This window comes from Actinomadura geliboluensis, from assembly GCF_043197915.1.
GTDB lineage: Bacteria > Actinomycetota > Actinomycetes > Streptosporangiales > Streptosporangiaceae > Spirillospora > Spirillospora geliboluensis.
Genome location: NZ_JBICUA010000006.1, coordinates 500,337 through 515,026, shown reverse-complemented (window position 1 = coordinate 515,026; position 14,690 = coordinate 500,337). Strand labels below are relative to the sequence as shown.

The 14,690-nt window shown below is 71.6% G+C and carries 15 protein-coding genes; 9 read left to right on the top strand and 6 right to left on the bottom strand.

The window, feature by feature from the left end:
- Nucleotides 1-98: 98 nt before the first annotated feature.
- Both ACGFI1_RS22500 and ACGFI1_RS22495 read left to right on the top strand, forming a co-directional pair.
- Nucleotides 99-503 carry a VOC family protein gene (locus tag ACGFI1_RS22500; RefSeq protein ID WP_392787498.1) on the top strand — a complete coding sequence of 135 codons (405 nt, stop codon included), beginning with the start codon at nucleotides 99-101 and terminating at the stop codon, nucleotides 501-503.
- 226 nt (nucleotides 504-729) lie between these two features.
- Nucleotides 730-1,437, top strand: coding sequence for a hypothetical protein (locus ACGFI1_RS22495; RefSeq protein ID WP_392787495.1), 708 nt, complete (start codon nucleotides 730-732; stop codon nucleotides 1,435-1,437).
- A 535-nt stretch (nucleotides 1,438-1,972) separates the two neighbouring features.
- On the opposite strand, the gene add is transcribed toward ACGFI1_RS22495, so the two are convergent.
- Nucleotides 1,973-2,947 carry an adenosine deaminase gene (add, locus tag ACGFI1_RS22490; RefSeq protein WP_392787492.1) on the bottom strand — a complete coding sequence of 325 codons (975 nt, stop codon included), beginning with the start codon at nucleotides 2,945-2,947 and terminating at the stop codon, nucleotides 1,973-1,975.
- 175 nt (nucleotides 2,948-3,122) lie between these two features.
- On the opposite strand from add, the gene ACGFI1_RS22485 reads away from it, so the two are divergent.
- Both ACGFI1_RS22485 and ACGFI1_RS22480 read left to right on the top strand, forming a co-directional pair.
- Nucleotides 3,123-3,902 carry a GNAT family N-acetyltransferase gene (locus tag ACGFI1_RS22485; RefSeq protein WP_392787490.1) on the top strand — a complete coding sequence of 260 codons (780 nt, stop codon included), beginning with the start codon at nucleotides 3,123-3,125 and terminating at the stop codon, nucleotides 3,900-3,902.
- Between the two features lie 206 nt (nucleotides 3,903-4,108).
- Nucleotides 4,109-5,227, top strand: coding sequence for an NADAR family protein (locus ACGFI1_RS22480; protein WP_392787487.1), 1,119 nt, complete (start codon nucleotides 4,109-4,111; stop codon nucleotides 5,225-5,227).
- Nucleotides 5,228-5,230: 3 nt separating this feature from the next.
- Here the strand turns inward: ACGFI1_RS22480 and ACGFI1_RS22475 are convergent, their stop codons facing one another.
- The gene (locus tag ACGFI1_RS22475; protein WP_387075374.1) at nucleotides 5,231-6,109 is read right to left on the bottom strand and encodes an A/G-specific adenine glycosylase; all 879 of its coding nucleotides are present in this window, start codon (nucleotides 6,107-6,109) and stop codon (nucleotides 5,231-5,233) included.
- A 135-nt stretch (nucleotides 6,110-6,244) separates the two neighbouring features.
- Between ACGFI1_RS22475 and ACGFI1_RS22470 the strand changes: the two genes are divergently transcribed.
- On the top strand, nucleotides 6,245-6,793 hold the full coding sequence (locus tag ACGFI1_RS22470; RefSeq protein ID WP_392787549.1) for a hypothetical protein: 549 nt from the start codon (nucleotides 6,245-6,247) through the stop codon (nucleotides 6,791-6,793).
- A 10-nt stretch (nucleotides 6,794-6,803) separates the two neighbouring features.
- Here ACGFI1_RS22470 and disA read toward each other — a convergent pair whose 3' ends face one another.
- The 4 genes from disA to ACGFI1_RS22450 form a co-directional block, all read right to left on the bottom strand.
- A complete protein-coding gene (gene disA, locus ACGFI1_RS22465; RefSeq protein WP_386874626.1) occupies nucleotides 6,804-7,886 on the bottom strand; it encodes a DNA integrity scanning diadenylate cyclase DisA in 1,083 nt (360 codons plus the stop codon).
- A 113-nt stretch (nucleotides 7,887-7,999) separates the two neighbouring features.
- The gene (radA, locus tag ACGFI1_RS22460) at nucleotides 8,000-9,433 is read right to left on the bottom strand and encodes a DNA repair protein RadA (protein ID WP_392732762.1); all 1,434 of its coding nucleotides are present in this window, start codon (nucleotides 9,431-9,433) and stop codon (nucleotides 8,000-8,002) included.
- Between the two features lie 51 nt (nucleotides 9,434-9,484).
- Nucleotides 9,485-10,543 carry an alpha/beta fold hydrolase gene (locus ACGFI1_RS22455; RefSeq protein ID WP_392787484.1) on the bottom strand — a complete coding sequence of 353 codons (1,059 nt, stop codon included), beginning with the start codon at nucleotides 10,541-10,543 and terminating at the stop codon, nucleotides 9,485-9,487.
- Nucleotides 10,544-10,577: 34 nt separating this feature from the next.
- Entirely contained in the window at nucleotides 10,578-11,276 is a 699-nt protein-coding gene (locus ACGFI1_RS22450; protein ID WP_392787482.1) for a class I SAM-dependent methyltransferase, read from the bottom strand.
- 162 nt (nucleotides 11,277-11,438) lie between these two features.
- Between ACGFI1_RS22450 and ACGFI1_RS22445 the strand changes: the two genes are divergently transcribed.
- From ACGFI1_RS22445 to ACGFI1_RS22430, 4 genes are all read left to right on the top strand, one after another.
- Nucleotides 11,439-12,323 (top strand): sugar phosphate isomerase/epimerase family protein, encoded by an 885-nt coding sequence (locus ACGFI1_RS22445; RefSeq protein WP_138635329.1) that lies wholly within the window; start codon nucleotides 11,439-11,441, stop codon nucleotides 12,321-12,323.
- The gene (locus ACGFI1_RS22440; protein WP_386874623.1) at nucleotides 12,320-12,916 is read left to right on the top strand and encodes a TetR/AcrR family transcriptional regulator; all 597 of its coding nucleotides are present in this window, start codon (nucleotides 12,320-12,322) and stop codon (nucleotides 12,914-12,916) included. The genes ACGFI1_RS22445 and ACGFI1_RS22440 overlap by 4 nt, the downstream gene beginning before the upstream one ends.
- 210 nt (nucleotides 12,917-13,126) lie before the next feature.
- Nucleotides 13,127-13,876, top strand: coding sequence for an ABC transporter ATP-binding protein (locus tag ACGFI1_RS22435; protein WP_386874622.1), 750 nt, complete (start codon nucleotides 13,127-13,129; stop codon nucleotides 13,874-13,876).
- Nucleotides 13,873-14,607, top strand: a complete 735-nt coding sequence (locus tag ACGFI1_RS22430) for an ABC transporter permease (RefSeq protein WP_392787480.1) — start codon at nucleotides 13,873-13,875, stop codon at nucleotides 14,605-14,607. The genes ACGFI1_RS22435 and ACGFI1_RS22430 overlap by 4 nt, the downstream gene beginning before the upstream one ends.
- Nucleotides 14,608-14,690 lie beyond the last annotated feature (83 nt).

Sequence of the window (14,690 nt, the reverse complement as noted above, 5' to 3'; positions counted from 1 at the left end):
GCCCTTCCGCATGCAGTCTGTCAACGGCCGCATGTACGGAGGCCGCGCGGGAAGAAGTACCCGCCTAGCCGGCAGATCCGAGACATGCAGGAGCAGTCGTGAGCCCCTCCCCAGGCATAGCCTTGTCCGCCCCCGTCCTGGACGCCCCGGACCCCCACGCATTGGCCGGCTTCTACCAGCGCCTCCTGGGCTGGACGGTCGTCCAGGAGCACGCGGACTGGGTGAAACTGCGCCCGCCCGGCGGAGGCACTGGCCTGTCCTTCCAGACGGAGCCGATCTACCGGGCTCCCACCTGGCCGGCCGCCGACGGCAGCCAGCAGATCATGGCCCATCTCGATTTCGAGGTCGATGATCTGGAGGCGGCCTGCGAGCGCGCGAAGGCCGCCGGTGCCCTCCTGGCGGACTTCCAGCCCGAGGACGACGTCCGCGTCTTCCTGGACCCGGTCGGCCACCCGTTCTGCCTCTTCCTCCCAGAGCCCGAAGCCCCACCGGTACCCGCCTGAGAACGCGCCCACCGCCTCGGACGGCCTCCGGCCCCACACCGGCGGCCGCATGACGAGAAGCCGCAGGCGCGGACGAACACCGACACCCGGCCCATGTCCCCGGTCTCGGTCGCTGCTCGTCCACCGGCTGTCCACAGAATCCGGTTCCACCTCCCGGCGCTCCCGCCGTCCCGGACGATTCCAGTGGACGCCCGGAGATGTCGGAGGCGAGGCATAGTGTTCGAACATGCGATCGAATATGGTCGGGGCGGCGGCGGAGTTCCGGCGGCGGCGAGCGCAGGCGCCGACCGCCGAGGCGCGCATGGCGGAGGCGTTCCGGCGCGACGTGCGGGCACGAGCGCCGGACCGTCTCCCGATCTTCCGGTCTCGGCTGCAGGGCGAACTGCTCGCGCGCCTGCTGCTGGGGCCGGTCCGCGAAATGTCGATGCTCGACCTCGCGGTGATGCTCCGCACCGACCTCGCGTCCGTGATGCGCGAGGTGGAACGCCTGGCGCGGGCGGGCATCCTCACCCTCCGCCGCACCATGGCCGGACGACTCGTGACGCGCGACACGACCAGCCCCCTCTACCAGCCGCTCGCCCACCTCCTCATGCTGACGTTCGGGCCGGCGGCGGTGGTGGCGGAGGAGTTCGGCAAGCTCTCACCCGTCCGGGAGCTCTACCTGTTCGGCGCTTGGGCCGAGCGATACGAGCACCCGGCCGGTGAGCAGTCCGGTGACGTAGAAGTACTGGTGATCGGCGACCTTCAGCCGGACGCCGCATTCGACGCGGCCCAGGAGACCGCCGCCAGGCTCGGCATCCCCGTCCACCCGGTCGTCCGCACTCGCACCCAGTGGGCGGACGACACCGACCCTTTCCTCCGCGAAATCCGCACCGGCCCCCTCCACCCGGTCCCGACCGAGCACTCCCCGCACCGTCCAAACCACACCCCCTGACGACGGCCCAAGGCGTCGACCCACCAGCCGTCCAGCCACCACATGACCCCAGATCAGCCGACCGTGGGCAGACGATGCCGGGCATGTGGTGCGAGAACGGCAGGTCAACCGGTGCCGCCCTCGCGCCTGCCGAGAGGTGGACAGCGGGCGGCGAGCCAGGGCCTGCTGGGACGGGGCCTTTGGACGGCGGGGCCGGGAGGCCATGGCGTGTCGTGCTCTGAAGCGGGGCGGCGGCCGGTGCGCCAACAGGTAGCGCGGCTCGGCGGGTGGTGGGTTAACGGGCGGCGAGTCGGCGCTGGCATGGACAGGTCCGTGCGTGGATGGTCGCGTTCCGCGGCTTGTTGGAGTGAGTGCCTCTACGAGACAGGGCCTAGTCGGGTCATCGCCCGCCACGCACCGGTGGCTTCCCCCCCCGCAGGGCGCTGGCCTCCCGCAGGGCGCTGGCCTCCCGCAGGGCGCTGGCCTCCCGCAGGGCGCTGGCCTCCCGCAGGGCGGTGGCCTCCCCGCGGGGGTGCGGGTGTTGGGAGGGGGTGGGTTAGGGGGTTGTTAGCCAGGTGGTGATGGCCTGGTGGAGGTCGGTTTTGGTGGTGGGTGAGGCGAAGGATGCGTCTACGGCTGCTTTGGCCAGGGCGGCTAGGGCGTGGTCGTTGTAGGCGAATGTGTCGCGGACGTGGGTGTACTCGGTGGTCAGGGAGGTGTCGATCAGGGCGGGGACGTCGGTGTTGAGTGTGACGATCAGGCCCGCGTCTCGGAGGCGGGGGAGCGGGTGCTCCTCCAGGGATGGGGCGAAGCCCAGGGCGACGTTGGAGGTCGGGCACACTTCGAGGGGGATTCCGCGTTCCCTGACCTCGGCCACGAGATCGGGGTCGTCCAGGATCCGGATGCCGTGGCCTAGGCGTTCTGCGCGGCCGGGGCCGAGGGCCTGGCGGATGCTGGCGGGGCCCTCTCCCTCGCCGGCGTGGTGGACGACGTGCAGCCCGGCGTCGTGGGCGGCGGCGAACACCTCGGTGAACGGGTCTCCCGGGTGCGCCTCGTCGCCCGCCAGGCCGATGGCGACCACGCGGTCGTGGCGCCGGGCGAGGTCGAGCGTCCGCCAGGCGCGCTCGACGGAGCGGCGCCGGGAGTGGTCGAGGATGAGGCGGCACTCGATTCCGAATGCGTCCTCCCCGGCCTCCAGGCCCTCCAGGACGGCCTGGAGGGGCATGGCCAGGTCACCGAGCCGCTCGCCGTGTCCGGCGGCCGTGAACGAGACCTCCGCGTACCGGACGCCCTGTGCGGATTCGTCCGCGCAGAACTCGTAGGCGATCCGCCGGAAGTCGGCGGGGCGCCGCAGGCAGGCGCGGACGAGATCGTTCTGCGCGAAGAAGGAGGTGAAGTCGCCGAGCGCCGCTGTCTGGTCGGGGACGTCCACGCCGTTGGCCGCGCCGATCTCCCGGAGCGTCCCCCACCGGACGGTGCTCTCCAGGTGGACGTGGAGGTGTGCTTTGGGAAGGCTCAGCAGATCGCGCACGGCGGTACGCTACGGCCCCCCACGGCGAGCTGACCAACGATTATCCGTGGGGTGGCGGGGAGGCCGGGACGTCCGGTCCTTGCGCAGGTGCGCAGGTGAGCCGGTTGATCTTTGGAGCTTCCAGTCTGGTGCAAATGGTTCGTTGGGGTGGTTGGTTCGTGGCTAGGCTTGCGAGGTGAAGGTCCGATCTCTTGCTTTTCGCACGGATCTGTTGATCCGCCGGTTGGCCGGCTCCGTCATCGTTGATCACCCGTCCCACCAGGTGGTGCGGACGCCCGCTAACCCGAATTTCTGGTGGGGCAACTTCGTGCTCGTCGCTCCCGACGCGCTCACGGACGCTCCCGAGATCTTCGCTGCGGAGTTCCCGGAGGCGTCTCACCTGGCGATCGGTGTGGACGGGACCGAGGGTGAGGCAGGCCATCGCCCGGACTGGGAGCGGCTCGGGATCGGTGTCGAGACCGATGCGGTCCTTACGGCCTCCTCGCTTCGAGCCCCGGGATCGGTGGAACAAGCGGTCCTGCGTCCGCTGATCGATGACGACTGGAAGCAGGCGGAACAGCTGCGGCATGCGTGCGACGAGTCGGAGCCGTCGGAGGAGAACGCGGCGTTCGTGATGGCGAAACTCGCTGAGGAACGGCGCATGTGCGCGGTGGGCGACGCCACCTGGTTCGGCGCGTTCGTGGACGGCGAGATGCGCGCGGGGTTGGGTGTCGTCCTCGATGGCCGAGGGCTCGCCCGGTACCAGCATGTCGAGACCCATCCCGAGTTTCGGCGACGAGGTCTGGCCTCGGCACTTGTCCACTTCGTCGGGGTGGAGGCCATGTCCAAGGGAGCACGGACGCTCGTGATCGTCGCAGATCCGGAGGGCGAGGCGATTCGGATCTACCGATCACTCGGATTCGTCGAAACGGAACGCCAAGTCAGGCTCCAGCGCACGGCTGACGGTGCGTCGTAGAGTCCTGGCACGTTGACTTGAGTGGCCGATCGTGTGCCGTGCTTGGAGCTTTAGTGGCTTCGAAGTGAGTGTTGGTCGGCCATTGTTGTTGACCGTGGTGGGCGGGGCCTAAACGTGGTCCGGCTCGTGGGGTCGGTCTTTTTGTTTCGGGTGTTCGCCCTTGTTGGTGGTGCTCGGGCTCAGCTTGTAGTTGAGGAGTTCTCGAGGTGCAGCGGATCTATCGGGTTGAGGACGGGCGGCGCATCGATGGTGTTGCGCGGCCCGTTTTCATCCACAACATGTCGTATCACCTGACCGACCTGCTCGTGTTCGCGGACGGCGCGATCAACTGTTGGGACTGGGTTGATCTGGACGGACTGCGGGAGAAGCTCGACTCCGGCTGGGTGGTGACGGAGGTTCCCGAGGGCGGCGAGATCAGCGCGTTCGAGCTGGGGCGCTGGAAGGCCGCCGAGCCGATGTTCGGTCTCACGGCGGAGATGCTGCTGGGCGAGGTGGCGGACGACATCGAGCGGCTGAACGGACGTCCCGACTCCACCGGCCGGTGCCTGGCCGTGCTGGACCGGTATCTGGAGTCGCGTGACGAGGCCGATCGGCTGGCGTTGCGGGAGGCTTACCTGGCGATCCCCGCGCACAAGCGGCACTACTCGCTGGGGGACATGGACAACAAGGATCGGCCGCTGGTCTACCTTTGCACCGATATCGGTGAGCCGCCGGTAGGCGGGTGGTTCAGTGATGACGAGGTCACCGAGGCCAAGCGAGAATGGGCGCTGGAGTATTTTGCCAGAAGGGATCGTGATCGCGCGGAGTATGCGGCCAGGCGGCCGGCGGACGACCCGGTGGAACCGGTGGCGGGGACGTTGCACTTCGGCGGGCGCGTGTATCCGAAGGGGTCCCCCGAAGACGCTGGAATTACTGCGCTCCAGAACGATTACCCGCGCCCGATCGAGGTCGGCGGTGTTGTTTATCCGTCTGTTGAGCACGCATACTGGGCACTTTCCACCGACGATGCTGGTGCTCGCGAGCTGATTTGTGCGGCTGAGCGCGGTTATGGTGCCCGGAAAGCCGCTGAGGAGGCGCCGCGCGTCCAAGGGTGGGCGCAGGCGCGGACGGCGGTGATGGCCGGTCTCCTGCGCGCCAAGTACGCGCAGCATCCGGATCTCGCGGAGATTCTGGTCGGTACCGGTGATGCGCCGCTGGCCTACAGCGGGACGGATTCCGACCACTGGAACACGCGCGGCGGGGCAGGCCGCAACTGGGCGGGGCGGCTGCTCGAACTCGTCCGGTCCGAACTGCAGGCGGAGCGGGCCGGGATCCGGCTGCCCTGACGCTCAGTGGGGCAGGGCGTAGCGGCCGTCATCCAGGGGGTCGACCAGGCCGTCGGCGATGAGGGCGTCCAGGGCGCGTTCGCGTTGGACGGCGTCCGACCAGACGATGTCGAGGGCCGGCTTCTCGACCGGGCCCTCGGCGTCCCGCAGGACGGCGAGGATGCGGCCGCGGCATTGGCGGTCGGTGCCGGCGTACGTCTGGCCCCGGCGCGGCGGGCCGTCGTAGGCGGGGCGTCCGGCCGCGTGCCAGGCGCACTTGTCGAGCACCGGGCAGTCGACGCAGCGGGGCGTGCGGGCGGTGCAGACGAGCGCGCCGAGTTCCATGGCGGCGACGGCCCAGCGGGCGGCGGTCGGCGCGTCGGGCGGCAGGAGGCTCTCCGCCAGCTCGACCTCCGCCCTGGTCTGCGACTTCGGCGGGTACTCGGTGCCGGAGAGCAGCCGGGCCAGGACACGCCGGACGTTGGTGTCGAGGACGGCGTGCCGCTGCCGGAACGCGAAGCTGGCGACGGCCGCGGCCGTGTACGCGCCGATGCCGGGCAGTGCCAGCAGGTCGGCGTGGGAGGACGGCACCTCGCCGCCGTGGCGTTCGGTGATCGCGCGGGCGGACTCGTGGAGGCGCAGGGCCCGGCGCGGGTAGCCGAGCCGCCCCCACGCCCGGACGGCCTCCCCGGACGGTGCGGCGGCCAGCGCGGCGGGGGTGGGCCAGCGGGCCATCCAGGCGTCCCAGACGGGCAGGACGCGCGACACCGGGGTCTGCTGGAGCATGATCTCGCTGACCAGGACGCCCCACGGGGTCGCGTCCGGGGCCCGCCACGGGAGGTCCCGGGCGTTCGCCTCGTACCAGGCGAGGATCGGGGCGGTGTAGACGGAGTTCAGGTTCATGGCGCGCCGCCATTGTGGCACGCGGCGGGTCGTCCCCTCGTTCCGGTCCTGCGAATGCATACTGCCCGTATGTTTCCGAATACTGGGCGTCACTCGGGTGGTTCTGGGTTGGACCAGTACTGGCGGCGTCGGGCGGTGGCGTTGGCCGCCGTTCTGGGCGCGGTCGGCCTGCTGGCCTGGGCGTGCGCCGGGACGGGCGGGAGCGAGCAGGTCCGGAACGCGGGCGCGGCGGAGAGCGCGAGCCCGCCGCCCCCGCCCACCGCGATGCCGACGGTCACGGTCACCACGACGACCACGCCGGAACCGGACCCCGAGAAGGACGGCGGCCCCTGCGACGACGATGACCTGGTCATCAACATGTCCGCCTTGCAGAGCACCTACAGCGGCTCCGCGCGGCCCGAGTTCAGGGTCACGGTCGTCAACACCGGCCAGGGTTCCTGCAAGTTCGACACGGGTGGGCTGGACGTCCGCATCACGTCGGGCTCGGATCGCATCTGGTCGTCCGCCGGCTGCCGGCGAGGCGCCGCCCCGAAGGAGACGCTCCGCCGCGGCATCCCGTTCGTCGACAACGTCACGTGGGACCGCACCCGGGGCTGCAAGGGCAAGGTCAGCGCACGTCCCGGCACCTACGTGGCCCAGTTGAAGGGCGCGAAGGTCGAGAAGCAGATCTTCCGGCTGCGCTGAGGCGCGCGGGTCAGACGTAGCGTTCCAGGATGGAGGATTCGGCGAGGCGGGACAGGCCCTCGCGGACGCTGCGGGCGCGGGACTCGCCGACGCCGCCGACGGCCTGGAGGTCGTCGATGCTGGCGGCGAGGAGCTTCTGCAGGCCGCCGAAGTGCTCGACGAGGCGCTCGACGACCATGCCGGGCAGCCGGGGGACCTTGGCGAGCAGGCGGAAGCCCTTGGGGCTGACGGGCAGGTCGAGGGCGTCCGGGCCGGCGAAGCCCATCACCTCGGCGACCGTGGACAGGTCGAGGAGCTCGTTGGCGGACAGGGTGTCGAGGGACGACAGGATGGCCCCGACGCCGCGGGCGCGGGTGTCGTCGGACGGGTAGTCGCGGACGATCAGCTCCCGGTCGGCGTCGACGCCGGAGACCAGCTCGTCGAGCTGGAGGGACAGCAGCCGGCCGTCGGTGCCGAGTTCGACGACGTAGCCCTCGATCTCGTCGGCGATGCGGCGCACCATCTCCAGGCGCTGCACGACGGCGCTGACGTCGCGGACGGTGACGAGGTCCTCGATCTCGAGGGCGGAGAGCGTGCCGGACACCTCGTCGAGCCGCAGCTTGTAGCGTTCGAGCGTCGCCAGGGCCTGGTTGGCCTTGGACAGGATGGCCGCCGAGTCTTCGAGGACGTAGCGGATGCCGTCGAGGTACAGCGCGATGATGTGCATCGACTGGCTGACGGAGATGACGGGCAGGCCGGTCTGGCGGGCGACGCGCTCGGCGGTGCGGTGCCGCGTCCCGGACTCCTCGGTCGGGATGGTCGAGTCGGGCACGAGGTGGACGGCGGCGCGGACGATGCGGCTGTGGCTGTCGTCGAGGACGATGGCGCCGTCCATCTTGGCGAGTTCGCGCAGGCGGGTCGCGGAGAACTCGACGTCGAGCTCGAAGCCGCCCGTGCACAGCTCCTCGACCGCCTTGTCGTAGCCGAGCACGATCAGGCCGCCGGTGTGGCCCCGGAGGATTCGCTCCAGTCCGTCGCGGATCTGGGTGCCCGGGGCCACCGCTGCCAAGGTGGCGCGGCGTCGTTCGTCATGACCCTTGTCGTGTGATGGCACCTGACCCCCGGAGGTCGCTGGACGGCGTCAGTTTACCGAGGAGGGCCGCGCACTGGTTCCTCCCCAGGTCGCAAGCGTGCGTTGTGTGGAGTAATACTCTGGCGTGACCCGTTTCACGGGGCCGTAAACGCGACCTGGAGCGCCTGTTTCAGGCTGTCGACCTCCATCACCTTCATGCCCTCGTAGCTGCTGAGCTGCGGGTCGGCGCGCTTGAGCGGGGACCCGTCGGCGAGTTCGAGGGAGCCGCGCGGGACGACGGCGTGCTTGAACCCGAGCCGGGCGGCCTCGGCGAGCCGCCGCTGGACGCCGGGCACGACGCGGACCTCCCCGGCGAGGCCGACCTCGCCGAGCGCGATCAGGCTGGTGGACAGGGCCTGCTCGACGGTGGAGCCCGCGACGGCGAGTGCGAGGGCGAGGTCGACGGACGTCTCGTTGAGCCGTACCCCGCCGACCGTGGAGACGTACACGTCCTGCTCGTGCATGGAGATCTTGCAGCGCTGCGCGAGGACGGCGAGGACCATCGCGACGCGGGAGGTGTCGAGGCCGGACGTGGCGCGGCGCGGCGCGGGCAGGTGCGACTTCGCGACGAGCGACTGCACCTCGGCGACGAGGGGGCGGCGGCCCTCCAGCGTGACGGTGACGCAGGTGCCGGGGACGGCCTCGTCGCGGCGGGTGAGGAACAGGCCGCTCGGGTCGGGCAGCCCGACGATGCCGACCTCGGAGAGGTCGAAGCAGCCGAGTTCGTCGGTCGGCCCGTAGCGGTTCTTCACGGCGCGGATCATGCGGAGCCGGGAGTGCCGGTCGCCCTCGAAGTACAGGACGACGTCGACGAGGTGCTCCAGCAGGCGCGGCCCGGCGATCGCGCCCTCCTTGGTGACGTGGCCGACGAGGACGACGGTGATGCCGTGCTCCTTGGCGACCCTGATCAGGTTGGCGGCGACCTCGCGGATCTGGGTGACGCCGCCGGGCGCGCCGTCGACCTCGGACGTCCCGATCGTCTGGATGGAGTCGACGACGAGCAGCGTGGGCTCGACGGCGTCGATGTGCCCGAGGATCGCCGACAGCTCGGTCTCGGCGGCGAGGTAGAGCCGGTCGGTGATCGCCCCGACCCGGTCGGCGCGCAGCCGCACCTGCTCGGCCGACTCCTCGCCCGTCACGTACAGGACGTTCTTGGCGCGGGTGTCGCCGTTGCCCTCGGGGCCGGTGGAGGCGAGCGCGGCGACCTCCAGCAGCAGCGTCGACTTGCCGATGCCCGGCTCGCCCGCGAGCAGCAGGACGGCGCCGGGCACGATGCCGCCGCCGAGCACCCGGTCGAGTTCGTCCAGGCCGGTGGGGCGGGTCTTCGCGGACCGGACGTCCACCTGCCCGATCGGGCGGGCGGGCGCGCTGACCGGCCCGGCGGTCACGACCCGCGCGGGGGTGGCGGACGCCGCCTCGGTGACCGTCCCCCACGTCTGGCACTCGCCGCAGCGCCCCACCCATTTGGACGTCTGCCAGCCGCACTCCGAGCACCGGTAGGCCGCCTTGGCCGTCTTCGCCTTCGCCATGGGACGGAAGCGTAGAGCCCGCCTGCGACAGCGGGCCCGCGGCGGCGCGGGTCAGGTGTTCTTGCGGGCCCGTTCGATCAGGTCGCCGAGGTGGTCGGAGACGACGCCGGGCCGCTCCATCATGGCCATGTGCCCGGCGGTCGGGACGACCTCCAGCCGGGCGGACGGCACGCACGAGGCGATCTTGAGGCTGTGCTCGATGGGGGTGAGCATGTCGTTCTCGCCGCCGAGGACGAGGGTGTCGGCGCCGCCGAGGGCGGCGCAGTCGCTGATCACGTCGGTGGTGATCATCGAGCGCAGGAAGGCGGCGAACGCGTCCATCCGGGTCTCGGTCATCATCTGCTCGGCGAACGCGACCGCGGCGGGGCTCGCGTCGGGGCCGAACGCGACGAGGTCCTCGACGAGGGTGGCGGCGTCGCGGCCGAGGTGGCGGACCCGCTCCACGGCGCCGGAGCCGGCGCCGAACGCGTCGAGGGCGCGGGGCAGGACGCGGTGCGTGGTGCGCGCGAGCAGCGCGGGCATGCCGAGGGTGATCTCGCCGAGCCCGCCGGACGAGGTGCACAGCAGCCCGGCGGCGAGGATCTTGCGGCCGACCAGCTCCGGGTGCTCGTCGGCGTACCGCATGATCGTCATCCCGCCCATCGAGTGGCCGACGAGGACCACGGGCGTGTCGGCGGGGACGGTCGCCTCGATGACGGCGGCGAGGTCGGCGGCGAGCCGCGGGATGGCGTAGCCGTCCCGGTCGCCGCCGTCGGAGCGGCCGTGGCCGCGCTGGTCCCAGAAGACGAGCCGGCCGAGGCCGCGCAGCGCCTTGCGCTGGAAGTGCCAGGAGTCCTGGGTGAGCGTCCAGCCGTGCGAGAACACGACGGCGAGGTCGGTGCGGTCGTCGCCGTCGATCTCGGCGTACAGCCGGGTGCCGTCGTCGGCGCGGACGGGGACGGGCCGCCCGCGCAGGGAGCCGAACGGCTCGCCCGCGAACGGGTCGGGACGCAGCTGGAGGCGGCGCATCGCGCGGCGCTGGGCGACCAGCCCGGCGCCCGCGCCGGCGGCTCCGGCGGCGGTGGCGGCCAGCAGCCCGCCGACGGCTCTCCCGGCAGTGACACGGCCCATGTCGGTCCTCCCGTATGACCAACTAGTCAGTAACTCAGGGGCAACGCCACCACAAATTCACGGCATAGTCCACCTCCAGGCCCGGATGCTCGCGCAGGCACGCGTCGGCGAGGTCGGGCGGGAACTCGATGCGCAGCACGGCGGCGAGGTCGTCGCGGCTCTGGAACGCCCACCGGATCGTCAGCGGCTCGCGGGCGTAGCCGCGGCGCGTCCAGAACCGCTCGACGGCCTCCGGGTCGTACTTCGGCAGGCTCCGCCGGAACCAGCGGCCGAACGTGGAGCGGGTGGCGTCGTTGTCGATGACGAACACGGCCCCGCCGCGCCGGACGACCCGGTCGAGTTCGGCGAGGCCCGGTTCGCAGCCCGGCCCGAAGAAGTAGGCCCACCGGGCGTGCACGACGTCGACGGAGGCGTCCGGGAGCGGCAGCGCCTGCGCCGCGCCCACCCGGACGGTGACGTTCGGCAGGTCCCGGGCCCGGCGCGCGGCGGCCGCGGCGAGCCGGGCGTGCGGCTCCACGCCGACCACCCGGTGCGCGTCGGCGGCGAAGAACGGCAGGTGGAAGCCCGTCCCGCAGCCGAGGTCGAGGACGTCGGCGCCCTTCCACGGGCGGATCGCGCGCATCGCGTCGGCGAGGACACCGTCCGGGTCGACGGCGCGGTTCTCCAGCTCGTAGACCTGCGGGGAGTTCCAGATGTTGGGGCTCGGCACGGCGCCCGGCGCGATATCGGCCACGGAGACAGAGCGTAACCGCCGCCGGGCGGGCGATGCGGGCCGTCGCGCGGCGACGCGTCCAGGATCACTCCGGCCGGTTGTTTCATCGGCGGCGCCGCCGCATAGGCTTTGCCTTGCGAACCTGATGAACATCGTCGAGCGATCATTCCTGGCGAGGAAGCCTTGACCCCGCAGCACAACGGCGTCAGTACACCGGCTCTTCGGGTACCGGACGCGCCGATCACGCTCTCCACCGCGTCGGTCTACCCGGAGAAGGTACCGAGCGCGTTCGAGATCGCCGCGCTGCTGGGCTACGACGGCATCGAGGTCATGGTCTCCACGGACGCCTCCTCCCAGGACCTGAACGTCCTGCGCCGGCTGTCCGACTACCACCAGGTGCCGATCAAGTCGATCCACGCGCCCTGCCTGCTGCTGACCCAGCGGGTGTGGGGGCGCGAGCCCTGGGGCAAGCTCGTCCGCTCCAAGGAGGTCGCCGAGGAGCTGGGCGCGGAGGTCGTCGTCGTCCACCCGCCGTTCCGCTGGCAGCGCGACTACGCCAAGGAGTTCGTCGAGGGCCTCGCCCGCATGCAGGACGAGACGGACGTCCTGTTCGCGGTGGAGAACATGTTCCCGCTCAAGGCGCGCGGCGCCGAGGCCGGCATGTACCTGCCCGACTGGAACCCCGTCGACCAGGACTACCCGTACGTCACGCTCGACCTGTCCCACACCGCCGTGTCGGGGTCGGACGCCATCGACATGGCCGGGAGCCTGGGCGACCGCCTGCGGCACATCCACCTCGCCGACGGCGTGGGCATCACGAACAAGGACGAGCATCTCGTCCCGGGGCGGGGCAACCAGCCGTGCGGGCCGATGCTGGAGAACCTCGCCGAGGGCGGTTTCCGGGGGCACGTCGTCCTCGAAGTGAACACGCGGCGCGCGTCCAGCCGGGTCGAGCGGATGGAGGACCTCGCCGAGGCCCTGGCGTTCGCCCGGCTGCACCTGGCCGCCTCCGCGCACACCTGGGAGGTCACGCCGGCCGGGGAGATCACCCGCCGGGGCGTGCGGTGACGGAGGCCGCGCGGCGCGGCGGCCGGGGCCCCGGGCGGCGCCCCGGCCCGACCGAGACGCGGGAGAAGATCCTCGCCGAGGCCCGCGAGCTGTTCGCCGAGAAGGGCTACGACGGCGCCTCGCTGCGCGCGATCGCCCGCGCCGCCGGGGTGGACCCTGCGCTCGTCCACCACTTCTTCGGCAACAAGGAGGGCGTGTTCATCGAGGCGATGCGCTTCCCGGTGGACCCATCCGTCATCCTGCCGCGCATCATGGCGTCCCCCCGCGACCGGCTCGGCGAGACGATGGTCCGTATCTTCCTGGACGTGTGGGGCGACGACGACCGCCGCGCGCCGATGCTGGCGATGCTGCGCTCGGCGATGACGAACGAGCGCGCGGCGGCGCTGGCGCGCGAGTTCGTCACGGTCGCCCTGTTCGGGCGCGCCAAGCAGGCCACCCAGGCGCCGCCGCTCGGCATCCAGGCGGCGGCCGGGCAGATGATCGGCCTGATGATCCTGCGCTACGTGCTGCGCATCGAGCCGATGGCCTCCGCCACGGAGGACGAGCTGATCGCCCTGGTCGCCCCGACCCTCCAGCGCTACCTGACCACCTGACCGGCCGCCTCCGCACTTCCCGCTAGCCTCCGCGTTTCCCCTGGCCTGCGCGTTTCTCCCACCCTCCGCGTTTCTCCCGACCTCCGCGTTCCCCCGGGTCTCCGCGGTTCCGCCGCCTCGGCGGCCCCTCGTCTTCGCCTTCCCTTCGGCCGCTCTGTCCTTTCGCCGTACGTCTTGACCGGGGGACGGTCGCGCGCCTAAATTCAACGCATGATGAGTTTCAGCCCGGAGGGCGCGGCCGAGCCGGCGGTGCGGGTGCGGGATCTGCGGGTCGTGCGCGGCGGCCGGGAGGTGCTGCACGGGCTCTCCTTCGACATCCCGCGCGGCTCGATCGTGGGCCTGCTCGGCCCGAGCGGCTGCGGGAAGACCACGCTGATCCGGGCGCTCGTCGGCGTCCAGATCGTGGCGGGCGGCACCGTGACCGTGCTCGGCGAGCCCGCCGGGTCGGCGGGGCTGCGGCACCGCGTCGGGTACGCCACGCAGTCGCCCGCCGTGTACGCCGACCTGACCGTCGCCGAGAACCTGCGCTACTTCGCGTCCGTCCTGCGCGCGCCGCGCTCGGACGTCGACCGCGTCATCGACGAGGTCGGGCTCGGCCGGAGCCGCGACCAGACGGCGGGGACGCTGTCCGGCGGGCAGCTCAGCCGCACCAACCTCGCCGTGGCGCTGCTCGGGTCGCCGGAGCTCGTCGTCCTGGACGAGCCGACCGTCGGCCTCGACCCGGTGCTGCGGCAGGAGCTGTGGGAGCTGTTCCGGGAGCTGGCCGACCGCGGCGCGACCCTCGTGGTGTCCAGTCACGTGATGGACGAGGCGGGCCGCACCGACCGGCTGCTGCTGATGCGCGAGGGCGTCGTCCTCGCCGACGGCACCCCGGACGGGCTGCGCGCCCGCACCGGCGCGCCCGACCTCGAGGCGGCGTTCCTGCATCTGATCACCGAGAAGGCCGGGAGTCCGACATGAGCACGGCGATCACCCTCGCCACGACGCGGCGCATCCTGGCGCAGCTCAAGCACGACCACCGCACGCTCGCGCTGCTGATCGGCGTGCCGGCGCTGCTGATGATCCTGCTGCGGTACGTGTTCGACCAGCCGATGGTCTTCGACCGGATCGGCCCGATGCTGCTCGGGCTGTTCCCGTTCACCGTCATGTTCGTCGTGGCGAGCGTCGCCACCCTCCGGGAGCGGACGAGCGGCACCCTCGAACGGCTGATGACCATGCCGCTCGGCAAGCTGGACCTGCTGCTCGGCTACGCGCTCGCGTTCGGGCTGATCGCGCTGGTGCAGGTCGCGGTGGTGCTCGCGATCTCGCTGACCTGGCTCGGCCTCGACCTGAGCGGCTCGCTCGGCTCGCTGGTGCTCGTCTCCCTGCTGGACGCGCTGCTCGGCATGGCGCTCGGCCTGTTCGCCAGCGCGTTCGCGCGGACCGAGTTCCAGGCCGTGCAGTTCATGCCCGCGTTCGTGCTGCCGCAGACGCTGCTGTGCGGGCTGATCGTCCCGCGCGAGGACATGGCGTCCTGGCTCCGGGCCATCGCGGACGTCCTGCCGCTGTCGTACGCGGTGGAGGGCATGCAGGAGATCAGCGCCCGTCCCGACTTCACCGGCACCCTGGGCGTGGACGTGGCCGTCATCGCGGCCTTCACGGTCGCCGCTCTGGTCCTGGGCGCCGTGACGCTCCGCCGCCGCACGGCCTAGCACCCCGCGCCGCCCCGCGCCGCCCCACCTGGTCCAGCCTCAACCGGACAGGTGGGGCAAAGTGGTCTATCCACGGTCGATCC